Annotated in this window: 24 protein-coding genes; 11 read left to right on the top strand and 13 right to left on the bottom strand. The window is 72.5% G+C overall.

Annotated features, from left to right (window positions below; translation table 11 throughout):
• Positions 1-66: 66 nt before the first annotated feature.
• Complete coding sequence (locus tag OG623_RS27280) at positions 67-939, top strand: glycerophosphodiester phosphodiesterase (RefSeq protein WP_406150030.1); 873 nt, start codon at positions 67-69, stop codon at positions 937-939.
• Between the two features lie 48 nt (positions 940-987).
• Positions 988-1533, top strand: a complete 546-nt coding sequence (locus OG623_RS27275; protein WP_406150029.1) for a methylated-DNA--[protein]-cysteine S-methyltransferase — start codon at positions 988-990, stop codon at positions 1531-1533.
• Positions 1534-1588: 55 nt separating this feature from the next.
• On the opposite strand, the gene OG623_RS27270 is transcribed toward OG623_RS27275, so the two are convergent.
• Entirely contained in the window at positions 1589-2257 is a 669-nt protein-coding gene (locus tag OG623_RS27270; protein ID WP_406150027.1) for a uridine kinase, read from the bottom strand.
• A gap of 67 nt (positions 2258-2324) precedes the next feature.
• Here OG623_RS27270 and OG623_RS27265 point away from each other — a divergent pair, with 67 nt between their 5' ends.
• Positions 2325-2690, top strand: a complete 366-nt coding sequence (locus OG623_RS27265; RefSeq protein WP_406150025.1) for a nuclear transport factor 2 family protein — start codon at positions 2325-2327, stop codon at positions 2688-2690.
• Between the two features lie 82 nt (positions 2691-2772).
• On the opposite strand, the gene OG623_RS27260 is transcribed toward OG623_RS27265, so the two are convergent.
• Both OG623_RS27260 and OG623_RS27255 read right to left on the bottom strand, forming a co-directional pair.
• A complete protein-coding gene (locus OG623_RS27260; protein WP_406150024.1) occupies positions 2773-3342 on the bottom strand; it encodes a cupin domain-containing protein in 570 nt (189 codons plus the stop codon).
• A gap of 47 nt (positions 3343-3389) precedes the next feature.
• Positions 3390-4100, bottom strand: a complete 711-nt coding sequence (locus tag OG623_RS27255; RefSeq protein ID WP_406150023.1) for a winged helix-turn-helix transcriptional regulator — start codon at positions 4098-4100, stop codon at positions 3390-3392.
• 85 nt (positions 4101-4185) lie between these two features.
• On the opposite strand from OG623_RS27255, the gene OG623_RS27250 reads away from it, so the two are divergent.
• The 3 genes from OG623_RS27250 (at position 4186) to OG623_RS27240 (ending at position 7551) form a co-directional block, all read left to right on the top strand.
• Positions 4186-5397 (top strand): pyridoxal phosphate-dependent aminotransferase, encoded by a 1212-nt coding sequence (locus tag OG623_RS27250; protein ID WP_406150021.1) that lies wholly within the window; start codon positions 4186-4188, stop codon positions 5395-5397.
• Positions 5398-5677: 280 nt separating this feature from the next.
• Positions 5678-6877, top strand: a complete 1200-nt coding sequence (locus tag OG623_RS27245; RefSeq protein ID WP_406150019.1) for a ricin-type beta-trefoil lectin domain protein — start codon at positions 5678-5680, stop codon at positions 6875-6877.
• 164 nt (positions 6878-7041) lie between these two features.
• Entirely contained in the window at positions 7042-7551 is a 510-nt protein-coding gene (locus OG623_RS27240) for a DUF3574 domain-containing protein (protein WP_406150018.1), read from the top strand.
• Between the two features lie 62 nt (positions 7552-7613).
• Here OG623_RS27240 and OG623_RS27235 read toward each other — a convergent pair whose 3' ends face one another.
• Positions 7614-8138, bottom strand: coding sequence for an HXXEE domain-containing protein (locus tag OG623_RS27235; protein ID WP_406150017.1), 525 nt, complete (start codon positions 8136-8138; stop codon positions 7614-7616).
• A 111-nt stretch (positions 8139-8249) separates the two neighbouring features.
• On the opposite strand from OG623_RS27235, the gene OG623_RS27230 reads away from it, so the two are divergent.
• Complete coding sequence (locus OG623_RS27230; RefSeq protein WP_406150015.1) at positions 8250-8564, top strand: hypothetical protein; 315 nt, start codon at positions 8250-8252, stop codon at positions 8562-8564.
• Between the two features lie 15 nt (positions 8565-8579).
• Here OG623_RS27230 and OG623_RS27225 read toward each other — a convergent pair whose 3' ends face one another.
• The 3 genes from OG623_RS27225 to OG623_RS27215 form a co-directional block, all read right to left on the bottom strand.
• Complete coding sequence (locus OG623_RS27225) at positions 8580-9857, bottom strand: SWIM zinc finger family protein (RefSeq protein ID WP_406150013.1); 1278 nt, start codon at positions 9855-9857, stop codon at positions 8580-8582.
• Positions 9854-12742: an SNF2-related protein gene (locus OG623_RS27220; protein ID WP_406150011.1), complete on the bottom strand. Its 2889-nt coding sequence runs from the start codon at positions 12740-12742 to the stop codon at positions 9854-9856. The genes OG623_RS27225 and OG623_RS27220 overlap by 4 nt, the downstream gene beginning before the upstream one ends.
• A gap of 126 nt (positions 12743-12868) precedes the next feature.
• Positions 12869-13960, bottom strand: coding sequence for a slipin family protein (locus OG623_RS27215; RefSeq protein ID WP_406150010.1), 1092 nt, complete (start codon positions 13958-13960; stop codon positions 12869-12871).
• Between the two features lie 232 nt (positions 13961-14192).
• Between OG623_RS27215 and OG623_RS27210 the strand changes: the two genes are divergently transcribed.
• Positions 14193-14555, top strand: coding sequence for a hypothetical protein (locus OG623_RS27210; protein ID WP_406150009.1), 363 nt, complete (start codon positions 14193-14195; stop codon positions 14553-14555).
• A gap of 10 nt (positions 14556-14565) precedes the next feature.
• Here the strand turns inward: OG623_RS27210 and OG623_RS27205 are convergent, their stop codons facing one another.
• Complete coding sequence (locus OG623_RS27205; protein ID WP_406150007.1) at positions 14566-15270, bottom strand: class I SAM-dependent methyltransferase; 705 nt, start codon at positions 15268-15270, stop codon at positions 14566-14568.
• Positions 15271-15390: 120 nt separating this feature from the next.
• Here OG623_RS27205 and OG623_RS27200 point away from each other — a divergent pair, with 120 nt between their 5' ends.
• The gene (locus tag OG623_RS27200; protein ID WP_406152020.1) at positions 15391-15660 is read left to right on the top strand and encodes a DUF6343 family protein; all 270 of its coding nucleotides are present in this window, start codon (positions 15391-15393) and stop codon (positions 15658-15660) included.
• Positions 15661-15676: 16 nt separating this feature from the next.
• On the opposite strand, the gene OG623_RS27195 is transcribed toward OG623_RS27200, so the two are convergent.
• From OG623_RS27195 to rpsA, 4 genes are all read right to left on the bottom strand, one after another.
• Positions 15677-16045 (bottom strand): tetratricopeptide repeat protein, encoded by a 369-nt coding sequence (locus OG623_RS27195; RefSeq protein ID WP_406150005.1) that lies wholly within the window; start codon positions 16043-16045, stop codon positions 15677-15679.
• 70 nt (positions 16046-16115) lie between these two features.
• The gene (gene coaE / locus OG623_RS27190; RefSeq protein WP_406150003.1) at positions 16116-16718 is read right to left on the bottom strand and encodes a dephospho-CoA kinase; all 603 of its coding nucleotides are present in this window, start codon (positions 16716-16718) and stop codon (positions 16116-16118) included.
• Between the two features lie 43 nt (positions 16719-16761).
• Positions 16762-17700, bottom strand: a complete 939-nt coding sequence (locus OG623_RS27185) for a PAC2 family protein (RefSeq protein ID WP_406150002.1) — start codon at positions 17698-17700, stop codon at positions 16762-16764.
• 301 nt (positions 17701-18001) lie between these two features.
• Complete coding sequence (rpsA, locus tag OG623_RS27180; RefSeq protein ID WP_362887253.1) at positions 18002-19522, bottom strand: 30S ribosomal protein S1; 1521 nt, start codon at positions 19520-19522, stop codon at positions 18002-18004.
• A 387-nt stretch (positions 19523-19909) separates the two neighbouring features.
• Here rpsA and OG623_RS27175 point away from each other — a divergent pair, with 387 nt between their 5' ends.
• Positions 19910-20722 carry a class I SAM-dependent methyltransferase gene (locus tag OG623_RS27175; RefSeq protein WP_406150000.1) on the top strand — a complete coding sequence of 271 codons (813 nt, stop codon included), beginning with the start codon at positions 19910-19912 and terminating at the stop codon, positions 20720-20722.
• Between the two features lie 46 nt (positions 20723-20768).
• On the top strand, positions 20769-23282 hold the full coding sequence (gene hrpB / locus OG623_RS27170; protein ID WP_406149999.1) for an ATP-dependent helicase HrpB: 2514 nt from the start codon (positions 20769-20771) through the stop codon (positions 23280-23282).
• 55 nt (positions 23283-23337) lie between these two features.
• Here the strand turns inward: hrpB and OG623_RS27165 are convergent, their stop codons facing one another.
• On the bottom strand, positions 23338-25020 hold the full coding sequence (locus tag OG623_RS27165) for a lytic murein transglycosylase (protein WP_406149998.1): 1683 nt from the start codon (positions 25018-25020) through the stop codon (positions 23338-23340).
• Positions 25021-25144 lie beyond the last annotated feature (124 nt).

Here is a 25144-nt window from a genome sequence, read left to right as displayed (position 1 = left end):
TCCTCCCCTCCGTTGGGTATCGGATGCGATTCTCTGGCTGTCCGCATCCCGACGCGAGGAGTACACGTGTCCGTACGCACAGCAACCGCCTCCGGCGCCGTCGCCGCCCTGCTCGGCGCCTGCGTCCTGCTGCCCGCCACCCAGGCCCAGGCATCGGACGCCCAGGGCAGCCCGGTCGTCTACGCCCACCGGGGCGCCTCGGCCTACGCTCCGGAGAACACCCTGGCCGCCGTGGACGCGGCCGACGACCTGGGCATCGACTGGGTGGAGAACGACGTCCAGCTCACCAAGGACGGAGTGCTGGTCGTCGTGCACGACACCAGTCTCAGCAGGACCACCGACGCCGAGGAGGTCTTCCCCGACCGTGCGCCCTGGGCGGTCAAGGACTTCACGGCGGCGGAGATCGCGACGCTGGACGCGGGCAGCTGGTTCGGCGCGGACTTCGCGGGCGCCCGGATTCCGACGTTCAAGGAGTACCTGCGCCGCATCGAGCGCAACGACCAGAACCTGCTCCTGGAGATCAAGAGCCCCGAGATCTACCCGGGCATCGAGAAGGAGACTCTGCGCGTCCTGCGCCAGCAGGGGTGGCTCGATCGTGATCACGTCAAGAACAGGCTGATCGTCCAGAGCTTCGGTGCAGAGAGTGTGAAAACTGTCCACGCGCAGCGCCCTGACGTCGTGACAGGCTTCCTCGGCACCCCGGCGGTGGCCGATCTTCCCTCGTACGCGGCGTTCACCGACCAGATCAATCCGGCGTACACGGACATCGGCGCGGACTACGTCGCGGCGGTCCAGAAGCTCAAGGGCGCCCACGGCAAGCCGCTCCGGGTGAACACCTGGACGGTGAACGACGCGGCCGATGCCGTGGAGGTGGCCGGCTTCGGTGTGGACGGCATCATCACCAACAACCCCGATGTCGTCCGGGACGCCACCCGCTGAGCGGTCGGCCGCCCGGCGTTGTCAGTGGCCCGCCGTACGGTGGGCCACATGGAGAGCAGTGAGCAGGTTCTGGAGTGGTCCGTCGTGCCGAGCGGCATCGGCCCGCTCCTGCTGGCCGCGACCCGGACCGGCCTGGTGACCGTGGCCTTCCACGCCCGCCCGGCGGTCCGGGACAAGGTGCTCGGGCAGCTGCGGACACGGCTGGGCGCGGAGCCGGTGGAGGCTCCGGACTCCGCGCTGCTCGCCGAGCCGATACGCCGGTTCGCCGCGTATTTCGCCGGCGAGCTGCGGGACTTCTCGCTGCCTCTCGACTGGTCGCTGAGCTCCGGCTTCCACCGCGAGGTGCTGCGCGAGCTGGCCTCCGGCGTGCCGTACGGGACGGTCGTGGGCTACGGGGACCTGGCGCGCCGGGTCGGCAGGCCGGGCGGCGCCCAGGCCGTGGGGGCGGCCATGGGCTCCAACCCGCTGCCGGTGGTGGTTCCGTGCCACCGGGTGGTGGAGAGCGACGGAGAGCTGGGCGGGTTCGGCGGCGGTCTCGAGACGAAGCGGCAGCTGCTGGCGATCGAGGGGATACTCCCGCAGCCGCTGTTCTAGCGCAGCGGCTGCGCTAGAACAGCCGACGTTCCGGTGCAGCCGCTGTCCCGGCGCCCTAGCCGTCCGGGGTGCCATGACCGGTCCCGTTGCCGAGCCCTGTCCAGGCCGGGTGGTGCGGGTCGTCGGCCCGTACGACCGCGTCCGCGCGTTCGGCCGGGGTGGCCTCGTCCTCGTACCGCGCGAAGGCGGGCAGCGTCCACCGCTCGCTCTCCGCCGTGCGCCGCCGCAGAGCGCCCGGCGACAGGCTCAGATGCACGCCGAGGTCGAACGGGAACCACTGCCCGAGGAGCAGCGGACCGTGCAGGATGAGCACGCCGCCCTCGGGCAGCACCTGGTACGGGCTTCGGGTCGCCCGGTCCGTCACGGGGTTCCAGAGGTCGGGCAGGACCCGGCCGCTGCCGCCCGGTTCCAGCGGACGGAACACCTCCCGCCACAGCGCGCCGGTGTCGAACCAGCTGTCGGCGTAGGAGTCCGGGTCCTCCTTGCCGTACTCGTAGCGCAGGCTGGCGGGGCGCAGGAAGCCGCCGGTGGAGACGGTGAGCACCGGGCGCCCGCGGGCCCGCAGGGCCTCGGCGAGGTGCGCGGCCGGCTCATCGGGCCGTGCGGCCGGAGCGCCGTCGATGCCGATCCTCAGCCACGGCCCGCCGTCGGCCGGTGCCGTTCCGTCGGCGTGCTCGGCCAGGGCTTCGGCCAGCCGTTCCCAGGTGATCGGTTCGAATCGCACCCGTCCATCATCACCATGCCCTGCCCCGGATCACCCGCACGGGTAGGCCCGGCGCATCATTCTCCGTATGGATCTCGCATACGCCCGCAGGTTCGCCTCCCGGTGGCAGGACGACTGGAACTCCCACGACCTGGACCGCATCCTCGCCCACTACCACGAGGACGTGACCTTCAGTTCGCCGATGATCGCCCGGCTGACGGGCTCCCCTGCCGGGACGTTGCACGGCAAGGCGGCGCTCCGCGCGTACTGGACCGCGGGGCTGGAGAAGATCCCGGACCTGGAGTTCGAGGTGATGGACGTGCGGGCGGGCGTCGACGCGTTGGTCATCGACTACCGCAACCAGATCGGCGGCCGGGTGTACGAGGTGCTGACCTTCCGCGACGGGCTGGTCGTCTCCGGCTTCGGGGCATACGGGGAGACGGCAGCCGTCTGACGCACACCCGGGCCGCGCGCGGGTACGTGCACCGGAGCGCACGCGGGGGCGACCGTCGCAGGCCGGGCGCCCCCGCCGTGCCTCATCCGGTCGCCGGGCACTCCACCGCGTCGGCGTCGTCGGAGAGTTCGCTTCCCTCGGGAAGCAGATAGGTCACCCACAGCACCACGGGCTCGGTGCCCAGATTGCGGCCGATGTGCCGGTGGTCGGCCCCCGACGGCTCGATGAACGTCGTCCCGGCGGGTGACACCTCGACCGTGCAGTCGTCGAGGGTCCGGGTGAGCGTCCCGGCCTTGACGACGGCGATCAGCTGCCCTTCGTGGGTGTGCCAGCCGGTGGAACCGCCGGGCTCCACGGTGATCTTCCGGAAGGTGACGTCCGTACGCCCGGGAGGGGTCTTGACCTTGAGCTTGCCCTCGGATGTGCCCTCGGCGACGACCGTGCCGGTCACTCCGCTGCCGGGGGTGGCGACCGCCGCGGCCGGCAAGAGGCCCAGGGCTGCCACGCCGACGCCCACGAGCAGGACCTTGCGCACCGTCCCCCACCGTTTCGCGCCGCCCTCACGCCACCCGGCGCCGTGCCCAATCCCGGCGCCCTTCGCGCCCCTCGTGCCCTTCACACTCTTGGCACCGTCCACGCCGCCGAACCCCATGACCGACTCCTCAGCATCCGTCCAGTGAGAGCCCCCCGTGAAGACGCCTACGCTACCGGCGAGTTGGGCGGGACGTGCTGAGTGAGCGGGGATCGGGCCCCGCGTAGTTCGTCGGCCAGTGGCCCTTCGCCGAGCACCTCGACCCTGCCCTCCTCCACGGCTCGCGCGAGGGTGTACTCACCGCGCCCGAGCGCCAGGGCGGCCTCCGCGTCCAGCACGAGGCACGTGTCCGGGTGCGCGGCGGGTCCGTATCCGTACGGGTCGCCTGTCGCCGCCTCCGCGCCGGTACGGATGTGGAACTCGCCCTCGGCGAGCCTGACTTCGACGACCCCGCCGTGGGTGAGGCCGTCCAGGGCCCGCAGCAGCGGCAGGGCGAACCAGTGGGCCCTGACCGCGTCCGTGGGGCGGCGCACACCGAGCGCGGGTCCGCCCCACCGGGCGAGCGCGGTGAGGACCGGGAGCAACCCCCGGCCGTGCTCGGTGAGTTCGTAGACCGCGGCGGCGGCGGGCGGTGGCAGGCGGCGGCGCTCCACCAGGCCGCCCTGCTCCATGTCCTTGAGCCGGGAGGCCAGCACATCCGTGCTGACTCCGGGCAGGTCGGCATGCAGATCCGTGTACCTGCGGGGGCCCGCCAGCAGTTCACGGACGATCAGCAGCGTCCACCGGTCACCGACGGAGTCGAGAGCACGGGCAGTGGCGCAGAACTGGTCGTAGCTCCGGCGGCGGGCGGGACGTGCGGGCTGCTGCTGACGTGGCATACGACGCAGTCTAGACATGTTGTTGGACTTTCCAAGCCCGAGCTTGGTAAAACCAAGTAACGCAATCGGGTCGGGGAGGCACCGCATGGAGTTCCGGCAGTCCAGCAAGCTCAACGAGGTCTGTTACGAGATCCGGGGGCCGGTCATCGAGCAGGCCAACGCCCTGGAGGAGGCGGGCCACAGCGTGCTCCGCCTCAACACGGGCAATCCGGCGCTCTTCGGCTTCGAGGCACCGGAGGAGATCGTCCAGGACATGATCCGGATGCTCCCCCAGGCACACGGCTACACGGACTCGCGCGGCATCCTGTCCGCCCGCCGCGCCGTGGCGCAGCGCTACCAGGCGATGGGGCTCGCCGATGTCGACGTGGATGACATCTTCCTCGGCAACGGGGTGTCCGAGCTGATCTCCATGGCCGTGCAGGGGCTCCTGGAGGACGGCGACGAGATCCTGATCCCCTCCCCCGACTTTCCGCTGTGGACCGCCGTCACCACGCTCGCGGGCGGGAAGGCCGTGCACTACACCTGCGACGAGGGCGCGGACTGGAACCCCGACCTCGCCGACATGGCCTCCAAGATCACCGACCGCACCCGGGCCATGGTGATCATCAACCCGAACAACCCGACGGGCGCCGTCTACTCCCGTGAGGTCCTCGACGGGATGCTCGACCTGGCGCGCAGGCACGGGCTGATGGTGTTCGCCGACGAGATCTACGACCAGATCCTGTACGACGACGCCGAGCACCACAGCGTGGCGGTGCTGGCTCCCGACCTGCTCTGCCTCACCTTCAGCGGACTGTCCAAGACGTACCGCGTCGCGGGATTCCGCTCGGGCTGGATGGTGGTGTCGGGCCCGCGGCAGCACGCCCGCAGCTATCTGGAGGGGCTCACCATGCTCGCCTCCATGCGGCTGTGCCCCAACGCCCCCGCGCAGTACGCGATCCAGGCGGCGCTCGGCGGCCGGCAGTCGATCCGGGAGCTGGTCGCCCCGGGCGGCAGGCTCCACGAGCAGCGCGACCGGGCCTGGGAACGGCTGAACGAGATCCCGGGGGTGTCCTGCGTGAAGCCGAAGGGCGCGCTCTACGCCTTCCCGCGCATCGACCCGAAGGTCCACCCCATCGTCGACGACGAACGGTTCGTCCTGGACCTGCTGCTGCGGGAGAAGATCCAGGTGGTGCAGGGCACCGGCTTCAACTGGCCGCGCCCTGACCACTTCCGCATCCTCACCCTCCCGCACGCCGACGACCTGGACGCCGCGATCAGCCGCATCGGCCGCTTCCTGAACGGGTACCGCCAGTGACGACCTGCCGGACCTGAAGCTCCCCCCGTGCTCACGCGGTTCGCCTCGCGCGCGCCGGGCAGGCCATCTGTGCGGTATGGCCTGCCCCGTTGGCGGGCCGGTCGTGAACTGCTAGCTTCCGGTTCGACAACGTTGCCAGACGCGGGAGCCGCGAGCGCTTCCGCCGCACGCATCCGGAGGTCGCATGAGCTTTCCGCACAGCAGGCAGCAACGCGGTACCGCCTTTGGCCCCCTCTCCCGGTTCAGGCTCTGTTCCACCGTTCTTGCGGCACTGGCCTTGGTGTTGACGGGACCGGCCGTCACCACCGCCACAGCTGATTCCACAGCGGACACCGGCCTCGCCTATGTGGCGATGGGCAGTTCGTTCGCCGCGGGCCCCGGTATACCGCCCGTCCAGTCCGGCAGCGGAGCCGCCTCGTGCTCGCGGTCGGCGAACAACTACCCCAGTGTCATCGCCCGTGACACCGGCGCACGCCTCACCGACGTCAGTTGCAGCGGGGCCACCACCGCCAACATCCTCACCGACAGCCAGGGCGGGCAGGCGCCGCAGATCAGCGCCGTCACCGCGGACACCCGACTCGTCACGGTGACCATCGGCGGCAACGACGTCGACTACCTGGGCAGCATCAACGTCTACTCCTGTCTGACCAGCGGCGGTAGCGACTGCGGCACCGTCGACCAGGACGCGATCAACAAGAACTTCGACACCCTGACAGGCCGGCTGGAGAACGTCGTCAACGCCGTCCACGCCACCGCCCCACAGGCACAGGTGCTGCTGGTCAGCTACTTCACCCTCCTCCCCGATTCCGGTGTCTGCACCGGAGTTCCGCTCACCGCCGACCAGGCGGCGTTCGAGCGCAGCATCGGCACCCGGCTCGCCGACGCGACGAGTACGGCGGCACAGGCGACCGGCGCGACCCTGGTGGACCTGGCAGGAGCGAGCCACGGGCACGACGCCTGCTCCTCATCGCCCTGGGTGGAGACGTACACACCCGCCACGGGCCGGGCGACCTACCACCCGAACGAGGCCGGGATGAACGCCGCCGCGGGGCTGGTCGAAACCTCCCTCGCCGCCACCGGCACGACAAGCACCGGCCCGGTCCGCTCCGCGTTCGCCGACAAGTGCGTGGACGTGGCCGGCTCCGGGACGGCGAACGGCACGGCGGTCCAGCTCTACAGCTGCAACGGCGCCGCCGCACAGTCCTGGGCGGTCGTCCCGGGGGCCGGCGGGACCCTGCGTGCCATGGGCGGCTGTCTTGACGTGGCCGACGGAGGCACCGCGAACCGTACGCTCGTACAGCTGTGGGAATGCAACGGCAGCGGCGCACAGCGCTGGCAGGCCGGTGCGAACGGCTCCCTGGTCAACCCGCAGTCCGGCCGCTGTCTGGACGACCCCGCCGGCTCCACCACCGACCGGACCCGGCTCCAGATCTACGACTGCAACGGCACCGATGCCCAGCGGTGGACCCTGCCGGGGTAGTGGCGGGGCGCGGGCGGGGGGTGAGTCGCCGTGGTGCGGCAACAGGCGCGTAGCGGCTCACCATTACGGGTGGTTCGGCCGGGATCAGGTTGTTCCGCCGCGTGGGCGTGGGGCTCCCGTGCCACGGTGGGCGCGCCCCTGTCCGGCCGTCCCTGGAGACCGTCTTGCCACGTCCGCGTACACAGCGGGAGCCGCGTCGGGAGCGTTCCGGCAGGCGCACCGCGCTCACGGCCGCCGTCACGGCCTGTGCCGTGCTGGCCGGGGGGACGCCGATCGCGTACGCCACCCTCGGCGACGACGCGCCGCCCACCACCGCGGCGGGCGGCGCTCCCGTCGGACGGGGCACGGTCCATGTCGAGACCCGGCTCCTCTTCGGCACCCAACGCCCCGACGGGGGGCCCGATGTGACGGACGCGCAGTTCCGGTCGTTCATCGACCGTGTGGTCACCCCGCGCTTCCCTGAAGGCCTCACGTTCCAGGAGGGCCGGGGGCAGTGGCGCGACTCCGGCGGGGTGATCGAGCGGGAGCGTTCGTACGAACTGATCCTGCTGTACCCGGCGTCCGAGGCCCGCCGGCGGGACCCGCAGATCGAGCGGATCCGGACCGCCTACGAGAAGGCGTACGCCCAGGAGTCGGTGGCCCGGCTCGACGCACGCACCCTCGCCGACTTCTGAGCCCCGCACCGCCCGCCGGCCGCTCGGCGCCTCTGCTCGGCGCCTCTGCTCGGCGCCTCTGCTCAGCGTCCCCTGCTCAGCAGCCGGGCGAGCCCCTGCACTCCGCCGGCGACGACCGGGAACAGCGCCAGACCCACGGCGGCCGAACGCCCGCCCCCGACCGGCACGCCGGCCGCCGCCAGCCGCCGCACGGCCCAGACCGAGTACGGGATGACGACCAGCGGGGCGGTGACGACACCCGGGGTGTAACCGCGGTACGCCGCCGACTGGGCGAGGTGGACCGCCCCGTGCAGCCCGAAGCCGGCCAGCACCGTCCCGAAGAAGGGGCTGCGGCCTCCCGTGCGCGCGCCGGCGGCGGAGGCTGCGGCGATCACCCCGCCCATCAGACCGATGGCGGTGTTCACCTCGCGCTGTGAGAGGTCCATCCGCCGCCACACCGCGTCCGGCACCCGAGGGAAGCGCTCCTGGAGGCGGGGCCCGGCCGCCGCGGCCCATCGGGCCATGGTGGCCAGCTCCTCCGCATCGTGCAGCGCCCAGGCGGCGAGCAGCCCCCATGTCACCACGCCCGGCACCGGCTTCCCGCTCATGCACGCCCCCTGTCCGCAGATGACGCCATCGTCCTCCCGTTGGCTACAGTTCCGCAGCCGGGTTCATGGACCGGCGCTCACCGTCGGGCACGAGAGCAGGGAGCAGTCGACATGGGTGCGGCGATACGCCACTTCACGGCCATCGGGCCCGGGGACCAGGTGTTCACGGTGAACATCGAGCGTGACTTCCGGTACGACCCCTACCGCGATTTCCTCGTCTGCGCGCACTGCGGCTGGTCCCCGTCCCTGCTGACCACGCGAAGGCTCGACGCCATGGCCTGGGAGCATCTGGCCGATTCCCACGAGGCCTCCCGTGGACGGGCCGCTCAGGAGAACGAGTCCTTCCGCAAGGCGCGTGGGGTGGCGCTCCCGCTGTTCGCGGTCCTGTTCGTCCTCATCGCCCTGCTGGTGTTCCTGGCGAGCTGACGTACGCGCCCGAGGTCAGCCCCGCAGCGATGTGAGCGCGGTGACTGGGTCGGGGTCCGGGGTGGCACGGGGCCACCAGTCGTCCTCGCCCGGGTCGGATTCGTAGCCGTACCAGCGGCCGTCGTGGCCGAAGCGGAGCTGGAGGGTGCCCGAGGCGTCGGTCAGGTGGTTGCGCCAGGGCGTCAAGCGCGGGTGGTCGGCCGCGGCGAGGGCGGGCCGCGCCCGGTCGAACGGGCCGGCCGGCGGGTCCCAGGGCGCCTCCAGGACCGCCAGTCCCTCGGCGCCGCCCTGCCGCCAGGCGGCGACGGCACGGGCCAGCTCCGTCGTGCTGCGGCCGGTGGCGAAGGCCAGTTCACGGTAGAGCGCCCGGGTCGTGCCGGTGAGCCCGGCGGTGGGCCTGGACGCGGCGATCCGCACGGCGTCCTGCCAGGTGCTGAGCCCGCCGAGCGGGTCGTCGCCCGTGGTGAGCATCGCATGGGCGCGGGCCGCCGCGTCCGTGGCCAGGTGGTCGAGGCCGAGCGGGTCGCGGGCGCCGGGCAGCTCGGGGTAGGCCGGCGGCTCCCCCGGGTGGGACGGCACGGGCAGCGGTGCGGGCAGTGGCGGCAGGAAGCGTCCCCCGAGTGCCTCGTCGGCCGGGAGCGAGGGCATCGCGGGGGTCTCGGGGCGCTCGCGCGCCGAGTGCTCGGCGTTGCGCCGGCCCAGCTCTTCGAGGAGCTCGCGCTCGCCCCGGCCGCGCATCAGCAGAAGGACGAACGGGTCGCTGTCCAGAAGCCTGGCCGTCTGGAAGCAGAGCGCCGCCACATGCTTGCAGGGCCAGCCCCGGTCCGGGCAGGAGCAGTCCGGGTCCAGATCACCCGCGGCGGGCAGCAGCCGGACGCCGGTCTCCCCCGCCGTGTCGACCAGGGAGTGCGGCATCTCCTTGTCGAGGAGCGCGGACAGATGCCCCGGCCTGGCGGCCACGGCGTCCAGGAGGGTGTCCCAGTCGGACGCCGAGAACGTACGCAGGCGCAGCTCCGCGCGGTAGGGCCGCGGGCGGCTGCCGTGCACGTAGGCGATGACCCGGCCCGGGGTGACGGTGACCGCGGCGACATGGCCTCCGTCGGCGTACGTACGGCCGCGGGCGAGCCGGCCCTCGTCCATGGAGAGGGATTCGAGCGCGTCCACCCAGGCCCGGCCCCACCAGCTGTCGGCGAAGGGCCCCCCGGCGTCCGACGCACGGGCGGGCACCGCTTCGAAGGTGCGCCGCAGGTCGTCGGGGCCCGGGCGGGCCGCGGGGCTCCCACCGGGGCTCATGACGTCCTCCGGAGCGAGACGAGATCGGCCAGGTCACGGTCGCTGAGCTCGGTCAGGGCGCTCTCGCCCGAGCCGAGCACCGCGTCGGCGAGCGCACGCTTCGACCTGAGCAGTTCGCTGACGCGGTCCTCGACGGTGCCCTCGGCGATCAGCCGGTGCACCTGCACGGGCTGGGTCTGGCCGATGCGGTACGCGCGGTCGGTGGCCTGCTCCTCGACCGCCGGGTTCCACCACCGGTCGTAGTGGATGACATGGGCGGCCCGGGTGAGGTTCAGCCCCGTCCCGGCCGCCTTGAGGGAGAGCAGGAAGACGGGGACCTCACCGGACTGGAAGCCGTCCACCATCCGCTCGCGCTCGGGCACCGGCGTGCCGCCGTGCAGCAGCTGGGAGGGGATCGCACGGGAGGCGAGGTGAGCGGCGAGGAGCCTGGCCATCGACACGTACTGGGTGAAGATCAGGACGGAGCCGTCCTCGGACAGGATGGTGTCGAGGAGTTCGTCGAGCAGGGCGAGCTTGCCGGAGCGGCCCGCGAGCCGGGTCGGCTGCTCCTTCAGATACTGCGCGGGGTGGTTGCAGATCTGCTTGAGCGAGCCCAGCAGCTTCATGATCAGGCCGCGCCGTGCGATGCCCTCCGACTGCTCGATGAACGCCATGGTCTCGCGGACGGCCGCCTCGTAGAGCGTGGCCTGTTCCCGGGTGAGGAAGACCGGGTGGTCGGTCTCGGTCTTGGGCGGCAGCTCGGGCGCGATGCCCGGATCCGACTTCTTGCGGCGCAGCAGGAAGGGGCGCACCAGCCGGGAGAGCCGCTCGACCGCCTCCTCGTTGCCCAGGCCGGCGGCGGTTCCGGTGTTCTCGACGATCCTGGCGTGCCGGGAGCGGAACGCCTTGAGCGGGCCGAGCAGTCCTGGTGTGGTCCAGTCGAGCAGCGCCCACAGCTCGGAGAGGTTGTTCTCGACGGGCGTGCCGGTCAGCGCGACACGGGCCGGGGCGGGGATGGTGCGCAGCGCCCTGGCCGTCGACGCGTGCGGATTCTTCACGTGCTGCGCCTCGTCGGCGACGACCAGCCCCCAGGTGTGCCCGGCCAGCTGCTCGGCGCTGGAGCGCATGGTGCCGTAGGTCGTGAGGACGAAACCGCCGTCGGAGCCTTCGAGGGTGCGTTCGGCACCGTGGAAGCGCCGCACGGGGACCCCGGGTGCGAAGCGGTTGATCTCCCGGTGCCAGTTGCCGAGGAGGGACGCGGGGCAGACCACCAGGGTGGGTGCGGCGAGGCCGCGGTGCAGATGGAGCGCGATGACGGTGATCGTCTTGCCGAGGCCCATGTCGTCGGCGAGACAGCCGCCCAGGCCGAGCGACGTCATACGGTCCAGCCAGGCCAGGCCGCGGAGCTGGTAGTCGCGCAGGGTGGCGTCCAGACCGGGCGGCGCCGGGAGGGTGGCGTCCTCGTCCAGGATGCGCGCGCGGAGCGCGGCGAGTGCTCCGGCGGGTACGGCTTCGACCTGCTCGCCGTCGACCTCGGCGCTGCCGGTGAGGGCGACGGCGAGCGCGTCCACCGGGTCCAGGAGCCCGAGCCCCCGCTTACGTGCCTTGCGGACGAGCTCGGGGTCCACGACGACCCACTGGTCGCGCAGGCGCACCACCGGCCGGTGCGCCTCGGCCAGGGTGTCCATCTCCGCCTCGGTGAGCTGGTCGTCGCCCAGGGAGAGCTGCCAGTCGAACGCGAAGAGCTGCTCGGCGTCGAAGAAGGACGTGCCGTCGGTGGCCGACCCGGGCGCCGGGCGGACCACGGCCGCCGCGCTGAGCGAGCGGGCGAGCTCCCGGGGCCAGTGGAGGGCCACCCCGGCCTCGGCGAGCCGTGCTCCGGCCACACCGATCAGCTCCTGGAGCTCGTCCTCGGTGACGGCGAGCACATCGGGCACGGGCTGGTCAAGCAGCCGCTCCAGCGGCAGCCAGACACGGGCCGCGCGGCGCAGCGCGAGGACGGCGTCGACACGGGCCCTGGGCCCGAAGGGCTCACCCGCACCGCCGCTCCACAGCGTGGCCGCGTCGGTGACGTACGTCGGATCGGCCAGGCTGTGCACCTGGGTGATCGCGGCGGCGGCATGGCGCGCCGCTGCCGCGCTGCCGGACGTGGCGTCACCGCCGGTGGCGTCACCGCCGGTGGCGTCGGAGGAGTCGAAGAGGTCGTACGCCGAGAGGTCGAGCCGCAGCGAGACGCGTACCCCCGCGTCGAGTCCGGCGGCCACATCGACGGCCCACGCCCGCGCTTCGGGCAGATGCTGTGCCTCGCGGGCCGCGAACGGCGCGCCCATGGCGTGGGCGGCGGCGGGCGTGCGGGGCAGGGTGTCGGCGACGGCGTCCATGAACGCGCCGAGCAGGGCACGGGGTTCGGGGACGCGCGGGGGTGTGCCCTCCAGCGGGACGGCGTGTCCCTCGGGCGGCATGGAGGCGGCGACGGCCCGCAGATGGGCGATGTCCTCGGCGTCACGCGGCCCGGCCCGCCAGGCGTCGTGATCGTCGGCCGTCAGCCCGGGCAGCAGCCTGCCACGCGCCACGAGGGTCAGCGCGTGCAGAGCGGCGGCGCCCCACGCGCGGGTGGCGGGATGGGCCGTCGCACGGTGCCGGGCGCGCGCGAGCAGGGGCACGGCCTCTCCGACGGGGAGCACCACGGCGGGCACGGTGCGGGTGCGGACCTCCCCGCCGTGCGCGCCGACGACCGTGAGCCGGGTGACGGTACGGTCCTGACCCGCGGCGGGGAACACCGCGGCGCCTTCGGGGTCCCAGAAGGCGATCCTGCCCTCACGGGGCAGTGCCGCCGGCAGGAAGACCGCGGCGCACCGCAGCAGCCGGCCTTCGGTGACGTCCTGGTCCTGGTCCTGGTCCGCCATGTCCACCGCCCCCTCCCGACTCGCTCCGTCGATGCTTCCTCCCGCTCCTCGCGAGTCTAGGCGGTGCCTTCAAATGATCATGTGTGTGGCCTGGCGGGATACGTTCCGAAGGCGAGCACCAGGATCTCAGTGACGGCTGAGGCGGCCGAAACGGGAGCGACCGGACGACTCCTGCGACGGCTCCCCCGTCGACCGCTCCGTCTCCTCCGTCTCCTGCGTCCCCTGCGTCTCGAACTCGGGGAGCACGTCCGAGTCGAACTCCGGCACCACGCCCGGCTCCGGCACCGCGCTTTCGAGGGGCTGGTCCGGGAGCGGTTGGTCCGTGAAGGTCTGCTCCACGACCGGATCCGCACCCGCCACATCCGCACCGGGTACGTCCGCACCCACGACACCCGGGTCCCCGGTCGAGGGGTCCGCAGCGGGCGTCTGCGCGGGCTGCTCCGCGGTGGGCTGCTGCTGCCCCTGCGCGCGCTCCAGGAAGCGGAGCAGCTCCACCGGGAAGGGCAGGACCAGCGTGGAGTTCTTCTCGGCCGCGACCGCGACCACCGTCTGCAGCAGCCGCAGCTGCAGCGCCGCCGGCTGGGTCGACATCTGCTGCGCGGCCTGGGCGAGCTTCTTCGACGCCTGCAGCTCCGCGTCGGCGTTGATGACCCGCGCACGCCGCTCACGGTCGGCCTCGGCCTGCCTGGCCATCGACCGCTTCATCGTCTCCGGCAGCGAGACGTCCTTGATCTCGACCCGGTCGATCTGCACGCCCCAGCCCACCGCGGGGCTGTCGATCATGACTTCCAGTCCCTGGTTCAGCTTCTCGCGGTTGGACAGCAGATCGTCCAGATCGCTCTTACCGATGATCGACCTGAGGGAGGTCTGCGCCATCTGGGAGACCGCGAACTGGTAGTCCTCCACCTGGATCACCGCGCTCGTCGGGTCCACGACCTTGAAGTAGATGACGGCGTCCACCCGCACCGTGACGTTGTCCCGTGTGATCCCGTCCTGGGAGGGCACGGGCATCGTCACGATCTGCATGTTCACCTTGCGGAGCCGGTCGACACCCGGGACGACCATGGTGAAGCCCGGCCGTCGCACCGCGTCGTGGAGCCGGCCGAGCCGGAGCACCACACCCCGTTCGTACTGCTTGACCACCCGGGCGGCGGCCATCGTGTACAGCAGGCCGCCCGCGAGCAGCGCCACCAATGCGACCAACAGATCCTGGACCATCTCACGGCCCCCTGCCTCGGGGATGCGTCATCGCACCCACTCGTTCATCGGGCCCTTTAACACGATATGCCCACTTTCACTCACCCTCGAACCTCCGTACGGGTGCCTGTGGCCCCGGCCGGCCGAGCACCGGATGCCGGCACCCGGGCGACGGGGCAGGGTGGCCAGCGCCAGCACGTCTTTGCGACGTACGTACCGATGAGCAGCCGGACGAGCAGACGAGGACCCGCCCATGGCCGTCACCGTGCCCCCCACCGTTCTCCGCCGACGTGCCGGCATCGCCGCAGGCGCGGTCCTGCTCACCCTGACCGTCACGGGATGTTCCGGCCTCGGGCGCACGGCCGTGGGGCCGGTGTCCTACAGCGTCGAGAAGGACCAGGCCAAGGTCGTCACCGTGCACAGCCCGTCGGTGAAGGGCTGCCACACGATGGACCCGGCCGGCGCGGGCAAGATCGACAACCGGACCATGGCCGACCTGGTCCTCTACTCCACCAAGGACTGCACCGGACGCGCGAGCGCCTATGTGGCGACCACGTTCTCCGACACCAACGCCGCGCGCGCCCTGCCCTGGCGGAGCTACCGGTTCGTCCACTGACCGGAGCGCCTCACGTCCGCACGGGGCGGGCCAGGGCCCAGATGCCGTCCGGGGTGAGGTAGCGGTCGACGGCGAGCCCGGCCTCCCCCAGATACTCCTCGAACCGCTCCACGGACAGCTGCCGTGACCGGAAGGTCTGGGTCCAGCGGGCGTCGTCGAAGACGTACTCCGCGCGCACCTCGTCCACGCCGTCGCCGACGGGGTCCGCCGAGAGGATCCGGATGACGCAGCCCGCGGCTGTGTCCTCCCTCTCCCGGGGCAGATTCGAGTGGTAGTCGGCACCCTCCCGCTGGATGAGGACGACTCCGTCGTCCTTCACATGTCTGCGGCAGGTCGCCAGCAGCCCTTCCCTGACCCGGCGATCGCTCGTGTGCACCAGGAACGACGCCAGCACCACGGCGTCGAACCGCTCCTCGCCGAGATCCAGCGCCTCGATGGGGCTGCGGACCGTGCGGGCGCCGCTGACCCGCTCCAGCATCTGCGCCGACTCGTCCACCGCGGTGACCTCGAAGCCGAGTCCCACCAGGGGGTGCGTCACCCGGCCCGCCCCGCAGCCCAGTTCGAGCACGCTCGCCCCCGGTCGCAGGACCGAGGCGATCACCTCGGGTTCGCTGCCGACGGACAGGCGTCCGTACAGCTCGACCGCACAGCCGTCCGGTGTGATCGCGCCGGGTCCCGTCCCTGTGTGCCCCTCACGTACCAGTTGTCCGCTCATACCCGCCAGAACGGTCCGGGGCGCGGCGCCGTTCCCCGGCGCCGCGTCCCCGCGCACCGAAGTACGCCGGTTTCCGTACGCCCCGGCGCGGGGTCATGCTGGAGGGGAGAGGCGATGCCGATGCGTACCGGAAGTGAACCGTCCACCGCCCGCAGTCCCCTGCGGATGCGACTCTGGCTGAGTCTGTGGGGCATGGTCTGGGCCGTGGCCGGTCTGGTGGCCTTCGTGGTCACCGGGCGTGCGGGCTGGGCGACCGCCTGCGGTGTGCTGCTGCTCGTCGCGGTCACGGATCTCTGCTTCGTCGTCCGCCGGATCCGGCAGGGCTCGCACTACCAGCCGGACCGGGACGTCCCCCCGTACGAACCCGCCCGGCGCCGGGGCCGGCGCTGAGCCGGGCCGCGCGCCGTCAGGGGCGGTCGTCGAAGCGGGCCGCCCGCAGGTACTCCGGATTCGGGTCGAGCGCGGCGGCCAGCCTGAAGTGGCGTGTGGCCTGTCCGGGGCGGTTGGCGCGCTGGAAGGTGCGGGCCAGGGCGAAGTGCGCGAAGGCGTTGTCCGGCTCACGCTCCAGGACCAGCTCGAATTCGAGCTCGGCCGGGCGCAGTTGGGCCGCGGCGAAGAAGGCCCTGGCGCGCAGCAGCCGGGCCGCGGTGTTCTCCGGGTGGGCGGCTATCACCGAGTCGAGCAGCTTGACCGCACCCCGCGGGTCACGCGCCGCGAGCAGCTGCTCCGCCGCGCGGAAGTCGATGACATGCGTTTCCGGGTTGCTCTCGGGCACGGACCTGTCCTTCCCCTCGCCTCCCGGACCTCAACACCCGGCGGGGCGCTCGTATTCCGCCGGCGCCGGGTCAGCCGGCCGCGGCCCGCTCGGTGAGCTGGGACCAGACCGTGCGGACCTGGGGTTCCAGGTCCTCCAGCGAGCCGTCGTTGTCGACGACGAGATCGGCGATGGCCAGCCGTTCCTCGCGGGTGGCCTGGGCCGCCATACGGGCACGGGCGTCGGACTCCGTCATCCCGCGCAGCCGTACGAGCCGGTCGAGCTGGGTGTCGGGCTTCGCGTCGACGACCACGACCAGGTCGTAGAGCGGGGCGAGACCGTTCTCCGTGAGCAGCGGGACATCGTGGACGACGACCGCGCCGGGCCCCGCGGCCCGCTCCAGCTCCGCGGAACGGGCCCCGACCAGCGGGTGGACGATGGCGTTGAGCGCGGCCAGGCGCGAAGGGTCGGCGAACACGATCGAGCCGAGCGCCGGCCGGTCCAGGGTCCCGTCGGGGCGGAGGATTCCCGGACCGAAGGCCTCGACAACGGAGGTGAGCCCGGGGGTGCCGGGCTCGACGACCTCGCGGGCGATCCGGTCGGCATCGACGAGTACGGCTCCGTACCCCGCGAGCAGCCGTGACACTTCACTCTTGCCGGCGCCGATCCCGCCGGTCAGGCCCACTTTCAGCATGCGCCGAGCCTAGTGCCCCGGCGGCCTCCGGCCGGAGGCCGCCTCAGGAATCGCCCTCACGTTCCGCGAGGAAGCGTTCGAATTCGCGGCCGATCTCGTCAGCCGACGGCAGATCGGCGGGCTCCGCGACGAGATTGCCCCGGGTCTCGGACCCGGCCACCGCGTCGTACTGGTGCTCCAGCCCTTCGACCAGCGAGACGAGCTCCTCGTCACCCTGGCCGACCTGGCGGTCGATCTCCGTCTGGGTGCGGTGCGCCTCCGTGCGCAGGGTGTGCGCGAGCGACGGCAGGACCAGTCCGGTCGCCGCGGTGACCGCCTCGAGGGCGGTGAGCGCGGCGTCGGGGTAGGCGGACCTGGCGACGTAGTGCGGTACATGCGCTGCGACGCCCAGGACGTCGTGCCCGGCCTCCATCAGCCGGTGCTCCACGAGCGCCTCGGCGGAACCGGGGACCTGCGCCTCATCGAAGGGGCTGCGGTGCCCGGGCATCAGGTCGGTGCGGTTGCCGTGCGGGGTGAGGCCGACGGGGCGGGTGTGCGGGACGCCCATGGGGATGCCGTGGACACTGACCGCGAGACGTACGCCGAGCCGCTCCACGATCTGTTCCACGGCTGCGGCGAACCGCTCCCACTCGACGTCGGGCTCCGGCCCGCACAGGAGCAGGAAGGGGGCGCCCGTGGCGTCCTGGACGACCTTCACCTCAAGGGCCGGCGCCTCGAACGCCGTGTACCGGTCGCGCCTGAAGGTCAGCAGCGGGCGGCGGGCCCGGTAGTCGACGAGCCGGTCGTGGTCGAAGCGGACCACGCTCTGGTGCGGCAGCGTCTCGAGCAGGCCGTCGACGATCTGCTCGCCGGTCTCACCCGCGTCGATGTATCCGTCGAAGTGGTAGAGCATGACCAGACCGGCCGACTCCTGGGCCAGCGCCATGTCGACGACGGCCAGGCCCTTCGGCTCCCATTCGTACAAACTCTGCGGATCAGGCACGGTTACCGCTCCTCCTCGTGTTCCTGGACAAGAACACCCCACCCCGCCACGGCATTCCCACCCACGCCTGATTCACCCGCCGGTCATGTCGGCACGCGGCTGTGCAGCACCGTGACCGCCTTCCCCGCAAGCGGGCGTGACGAGCCGTCAGCTACTCGTGCATCCCGCCCGTTTCCTCTGCCCGGTGGCGGCGCCCCGGGGTTCCGTGTCCGGACATGAGTGAGGCCCGCCCCCCGGAGGGGACGGGCCTCACCTACAGCTCCACAGCTACCGCCGCCGATGAGCGGCTGGTGTCAGAGCGTCAGCTCTGGCCACCGGCCAGCTTCTCGCGCAGGGCGGCCAGGGCCTCGTCCGACGCCAGGGCGCCGGAGTTGTCCGTGGACTCCGAGGAGTACGAACCGCCGCCGCCACCGCTGCCGCCGGAGGCAGCCGGGGCAGCAGCGCCGGCCGGGGCGGCAGCACCCTCGGCAGCGGCGGCCTCGTCGGCCTCGCGGGACTTGATGACCTGGGCCTGGTGCTGCTCGAAGCGCTGCTGCGCCTCGGCGTACTGCGTCTCCCAGACCTCGCGCTGAGCCTCGAAGCCCTCGAGCCAGTCGTTGGTCTCGGGGTCGAAGCCCTCGGGGTAGATGTAGTTGCCCTGGTCGTCGTACGACGCGGCCATGCCGTACAGCGTCGGGTCGAACTCGACCGAGGCCGGGTCCCCACCGAACGCCTCGTTGGCCTGCTTCAGCGAGAGGCTGATGCGACGGCGCTCGAGGTCGATGTCGATGACCTTGACGAAGATCTCGTCGTTGACCTGGACGACCTGCTCCGGGATCTCGACGTGGCGCTCGGCCAGCTCGGAGATGTGGACCAGGCCCTCGATGCCCTCGTCGACGCGCACGAACGCACCGAACGGAACGAGCTTGGTGACCTTACCGGGAACGACCTGCCCGATCTGGTGCGTACGGGCGAACTGCTGCCACGGGTCTTCCTGCGTCGCCTTGAGCGACAGCGAGACGCGCTCGCGGTCCATGTCGACGTCGAGGACCTCGACGGTGACTTCCTGACCGACCTCGACAACCTCGGAGGGGTGGTCGATGTGCTTCCAGGAGAGCTCGGAGACGTGCACGAGACCGTCGACGCCACCCAGGTCCACGAAGGCACCGAAGTTGACGATGGAGGAGACGACGCCGGAGCGGACCTGACCCTTCTGCAGGGTCGTGAGGAACGTCTGGCGGACCTCGGACTGCGTCTGCTCGAGCCAGGCGCGGCGGGACAGGACCACGTTGTTGCGGTTCTTGTCCAGCTCGATGATCTTGGCCTCGAGCTCCTTGCCCACGTAGGGCTGGAGGTCGCGGACACGACGCATCTCGACGAGCGACGCCGGGAGGAAGCCACGGAGGCCGATGTCGAGGATGAGACCACCCTTGACGACCTCGATGACGGTACCCGTGACGATGCCGTCTTCTTCCTTGATCTTCTCGATGGTGCCCCAGGCGCGCTCGTACTGGGCGCGCTTCTTCGAGAGGATCAGGCGGCCTTCCTTGTCCTCCTTCTGGAGAACAAGGGCCTCGATCTCGTCGCCGACCTTGACGACCTCGTTCGGGTCGACGTCGTGCTTGATCGAGAGCTCGCGGCTCGGGATGACGCCTTCGGTCTTGTAACCGATGTCGAGGAGAACCTCGTCCCGGTCAACCTTGACGATGACGCCGTCAACGATGTCGCCGTCGTTGAAGTACTTGATCGTCTCGTCGATCGCCGCGAGGAACGCGTCCGCGTCGCCGATGTCGTTGACCGCAACCTGCGGAGTGGTGGCGGTGGTCTCGGTGCTGCTCGTCATGTGGGAAAGGGCTCCGGTACGGACAGTGAGTCGTAGGTACTGCTACGCCGAGAGCCCGTATCGCCTCTGCAGAAGCCGGACAGCCTGGAAAGCACCGATCCGTCATCCGGAGAGGCGCCTCGACAACCGAGGGGACATGCAACAGAGCGAGCGCGGCCTGCTAGGTCTGAAGCGCGCAGGCTCGCGGCGCAACTTGTAGCATACGGGGGCAGCCGGACAGGGTCAATGCGCGAAGGCGCACACCCGGGGCACACCGCCCCATTCCCGGCACGACTCACGTTCGCCGAGGCCACATCGGTGTGTCGCGCGCACACGGGCGTGCTCACCCGCACGGCCCGGGAGGCACCCGCACGCAGCGGGTGAAGGCAAACTACAACGACGGGCACGATGAGCCAAGAGACCTACGAGTCCGAACCCGATGCGACCCGGCGGGCGGCCGGTGAGGCGGAGAGCAGCCGGGCGAGCCGTGGCTGGTGGAACCGCAACGCCGACGAGTACCAGAGCGACCACGGAGCGTTCCTCGGGGACGACCGCTTCGTCTGGGGTCCCGAGGGGCTGGACGAGGCCGACGCCGCCCTGCTGGGCCCGGCGTCGGACCTGAAGGGCCTGGACGTCCTGGAGATCGGGGCCGGCGCCGCGCAGTGCTCGCGCTGGCTGGCCGCCCGGGGCGCCCGCCCGGTGGCCCTCGACCTCTCCCACCGCCAGCTCCAGCACGCCCTGCGGATCGGCGGCGGTCTTCCCCTCGTGGAGGCGGACGCCGGCCGGCTCCCCTTCCGGGACGGCTCCTTCGACCTGGCCTGTTCCGCCTACGGCGCGGTGCCCTTCGTGGCCGACCCGGTCCAGGTGTTCCGCGAGGTGCGCCGGGTGCTGCGGCCCGGGGGCCGCTGGGTCTTCTCGGTCACGCACCCGATCCGCTGGGCGTTCCCCGACGAGCCGGGTCCCGAGGGGCTCTCCGTCTCCGCCTCCTACTTCGACCGCGTGCCCTACGTGGAGCAGGACGAGAGCGGCGACGCGGTGTACGTGGAGCACCACAGGACGCTGGGCGACCGGGTGCGGGACGTGGTGGCCGGCGGCTTCCGGCTGGTCGACCTCGTGGAGCCGGAGTGGCCGGCCTGGAACAGCCAGGAGTGGGGCGGCTGGTCCCCGCTGCGTGGCCATCTGATCCCAGGCACGGCGATCTTCGTCTGCGAGCGGGGCTGAGACCGCCGGTTCGGGGCGCGGGCGCCGGCCGTACGAGACTGGGGGCGTGATCCGTACCGACGCCCTGGACCAGTTGCCCGTACGCACCGCTGTGCCCGCCCTGGAGCGCGCGCTCGACGAGCGGGGCGCCGCGGTGCTGTGCGCGCCGCCCGGGACCGGCAAGACGACCCTCGTGCCCCTGGTGCTCGCCGGGCTGACCGGCGGCGGCCCTGCGCGCCGGGTGCTCGTCGCCGAGCCGCGCCGGATCGCGGCACGCGCCGCCGCAGGGCGGATGGCGTGGCTGCTCGGGGAACGGACCGGCGGCCGGGTCGGGTTCACGGTGCGCGGCGAGCGCGAGGTGGGGCCCGGCACGGTCGTGGAGGTCGTGACCACCGGGGTGCTGCTCCAGCGGCTCCAGCGCGACCAGGAGCTGGCCGGGACCGACGTGGTGATCATCGACGAGTGCCACGAGCGTCATCTGGACGCGGACACCGCCGCCGCGTTCCTTTTGGACGTACGGGGGACGCTCAGGCCCGATCTGCGGCTGGTGGCGGCGTCCGCGACGACGGACGCGGCGGGCTGGGCGCGGCTGCTGGGCGACGCCCCGGTGGTCGAGGCGCAGGGCGTCTCCCACCCGGTCGAGGTCGTGTGGGCGCCGCCCGCGGGACCGGTCAGGCCGCCGCACGGCATGAGGGTGGACCCGGCGCTGCTGACGCATGTGGCCGCGGTGGTGCGCAGGGCGCTCGCCGAGCGCGAAGGTGACGTCCTGTGCTTCCTGCCCGGGGTCGGCGAGATCGGCCGGGTGGCCGGGCAGCTCCGGGGCATCGGCGCGGAGGTGCTCCAGGTGCACGGCCGCGCACCGGCCGCGGTGCAGGACGCGGTGCTGGCCGGTCCTTCGGGCGGGCGCCGGGTGGTGCTCGCGACGTCCGTCGCGGAGTCGTCCCTGACGGTGCCCGGCGTGCGGGTCGTGGTGGATTCCGGCCTCGCCAGGGAGCCGCGTACCGACCATGCGCGCGGTCTTGCCGCCCTGACGACCGTACGGGCGTCGAGGGCGGCGGGGCGCCAGCGCGCGGGCCGTGCGGGGCGTGAGGCTCCGGGCGCGGTGTACCGCTGCTGGGACGAGGCCGAGGACGGGCGGCTCGCCGCGTTCCCCTCCCCCGAGATCAAGGTGGCCGACCTGGCGGCGTTCGCGCTGCAGGCGGCGTGCTGGGGCGATCCTGACGCCTCGGGGCTCGCGCTCCTCGACCCGCCGCCCGCGGGCGCCATGGGTGCGGCACGGGAGGTGCTGACGGCGGTCGGCGCGGTGGACGGGGCGGGGCGTGCGACGGACCGGGGCGCCCGGATGTCCCGGCTCGGTCTGCACCCCCGGCTGGCCCGTGCCCTCCTGGACGGCGCGGACGAGATCGGCGGCCGGCGAGCCGCGGAGGTGGTGGCGCTGATCGGCGAGGAGCCGCCACGGGAGTACGGCGACGATCTGGCACACGCGCTGCGTACGGCCCGGCGCGGCGGTGACGGTTACGCGGCGCGCTGGCGGCAGGAGGTGCGGCGGCTCTCCCGGGCGCTCGGCTCCACGAGGGACGGCTCCACGGGCAGCGGCGCGGGCACGGACGACGCGGCCGTGGGTCTTGTGGCGGCCCTGGCGTTCCCGGAGCGGGTGGCGCGGGCCAGGGGCGAAGGGGCGTTCCTCATGGTGTCGGGCACGGGCGCCGAGCTGCGGGACGGCTCACGGCTGCGCAGCGCGCCATGGCTCGCGGTCGCGGTCGCCGACCGGCCCGCCCATGCCGCGTCCGCCCGGGTGCGGCTTGCGGCCGTCCTCGACGAGGACACGGCACGGCTGGCCGCCGGGCATCTGGCGTTCTCCGGCGATGAGGTCCGTTGGACCGGCGGCGATGTGGTGGCCCGTTCCGTGGATCGCCTCGGGGCCGTCGAGCTGTCGGTGCGGGCGCTGCGGCGGCCGGCCCCCGAGCTGGTGCGCGGGGCGTTGCTGGAGGGGCTGCGCCGCGAGGGGCCCGGGCTGCTGCGGTGGACCCGGGACAGCGAACAGCTGCGGCTGCGGCTCGCGTTCCTGCACCGGGTGCTGGGGGCGCCGTGGCCCGACGTCTCGGACGACGCGCTGCTGGCCCGCGCCGACGCGTGGCTGGAGCCCGAGCTGTCGCGCGCCGGCCGCCGCGCGGATCTGGCCCGGATCGACGCCGGGCAGGCGGTGCGGCGGCTGCTGCCGTGGGCGACGGGCGACGCGGCCCGGCTCGACGAGCTCGCCCCTGAGCGCATCGAGGTGCCGAGCGGGTCCAGGATCCGGGTGGACTACGGCGGCGAGCAGCCCGTGCTCGCGGTGAAGCTCCAGGAGCTCTTCGGGCTGACCGAGACGCCCCGGGTCGCGGGGGTGCCCGTCCTGGTCCACCTGCTGTCACCCGCCGGGCGCCCGGCCGCGGTGACTGCGGACCTGGCGTCGTTCTGGCGGGACGGGTACCGGGGCGTACGCGCGGAACTGCGCGGCCGCTACCCGAAGCACCCGTGGCCCGAGGACCCGACGACGACGCGGGCGACCCGCTTCACCTCGGCACGGCTGCGCCGCGACTGAAGCGGTCGGTGGCTGCCACGCCTGGGGCCTTACGTGACTGCCGCCCGCTCGGCGACTACTCGGCCTCGGGCGCCTCGATCTTCAGCTCGATGGTCAGGGTGGCTCCGCCCGCGGTGGTGAGACGCAGCGTGTAGGTGCCCTCCGTGTCGTCGGCGTAGATCTTCGGGAGCTTCAGGAGCCCGTCGTCGCCCGTCGTCAGGTCCAGGGTGCGGACCGGCTCGCCGTCCTCGTCCTCGAAGTACGGGCCCTTGTCGTTCTCGGCGGGCTTCTCCGCATCGGTGATCATCGTGGCGGTGACGGCGGTGTCCGCCACCCCGGTGTCCTTGTACGTCGTCCTGATCTCGACCCGGTCGGCGAACTCGGTGCCGGGGGCGGCCGTGAGGTCCTTGTCGTCGGTTCTGGCGATGGTGTCCGCCACCCGGGCCGTGACGCTCGCCTCGTAGGTCAGGGTGCGCTTCTCGGTGGTGCCGGCGACGGCCGTCACCGTGAAGTCGCCCGTCTTCTCACCGGCTGTCAGGACGGGGGCGGTGACGGTGCCGTCGGCTCCGGTCCTGAGGGTCACGGTGCTCTTCTCCCCGTCGAAACGGGTGTCCGTCCCGCCGACGACGGTGAAGGTGACCGGGGTCTTGGCGAGCGGGTCGCCGAGCGCGTTCTTCGCCCGGACGGTGACGCGCTCGCCGAACTCCTCGCCGGCCGTGGCGGTGAGGGTGCCGGTGCCCGCGTTCTCCAGGGTGGCGAAGGTCTCGGCCGGGTCGGGCGTGGTCGGGGGTGTGGTCGGCGGCGTCGTCGGCTCGGTGGGCGGCGGCGTCGTGGACGGCGGAGTGGTCGGCTCGGTGGTCGCCGGCGGGGTGGGCGACGACGAACTGCCCGGCGTGGGTGTCCCGCTGGGCGTGGGGGACGGGGAGGACGTGCCGCCGCTGCCCGTGCCGGCCGGGAGGACGCCGGTGCCGTCCGGGACCTCGTGGGTGCCGCGCTTGTAGTACTCGAACCAGGAGCGCACCGTGCGCAGATACTCCGTCGAGTGGTTGTAGCTCAGCACCGCCCCGTCGAGGTCCGTGGCGAGCGACAGGTCGCGGTCACCGGCGCAGAGGTAGCGCCCGGCGGCCAGCGATGCGTCGTAGATGTTGTTGGGGTCCTTGCGCCCGTCGCCGTTCCCGTCCTGGCCCCAGGTCGCCCAGGTGGAGGGGATGAACTGCATCGGGCCGACCGCGCGGTCATGGGTCGCGTCGCCGTCGTACGCCCCGCCGTCGGTGTCCTTGATCAGGGCGAAGCCCTGGCCGTTGAGCACCGGGCCGAGGATCGGGGTCAGGGTGGTGCCGTTCGCGTCGACCTTCCCGCCGCGGGCCTGGCCCGACTCGACCTTGCCGATCGCGGCGAGGAGCTGCCACGGCAGCCGGCACGCGGCGTCGGTGCGCGCGAGGTCCTGCTCGGCCTTCTTGTAGGCGGCCAGGACGGAGGCGGGTATGCCCGCCTCGGCGCTGCCGGTCACCGGCAGATCCACCGACGTGCCGGGCTTGTTGGGTGTGTCGAGCGGCGGAAGGTCCGTGTAGTACGGCGAGTTGCCCGTGGCCGCGCTGTCGTCGGTCGTGGTCCCGCCGGCCGCCGCCCGGTCGTCCGCGGCACTGCCGGCCTGGGGCGTGGCGGGAGCCTGGGAGGCGGAGAGTGCGGCTACGGCAGCGGCTGCCACCGCCGTTGTGGTGGCTCCCCTGCGCAGTCTGCGGCCGAATTGCGCTGCCATGCGATCTGGTCCCTCCCCGTCGACGGCTGTCCGCGCTCCCCGCGCGAGAACTCAGGCGACCCTACGACAACTCCCGGCGCCCGGACACGGCCCCGACGGGTTCTCACCTCTTTCTCAGCTGCCC

Source organism: Streptomyces sp. NBC_01012, from assembly GCF_045162755.1.
GTDB lineage: Bacteria > Actinomycetota > Actinomycetes > Streptomycetales > Streptomycetaceae > Streptomyces.
This window is presented reverse-complemented; position numbering and strand designations above follow the sequence as displayed.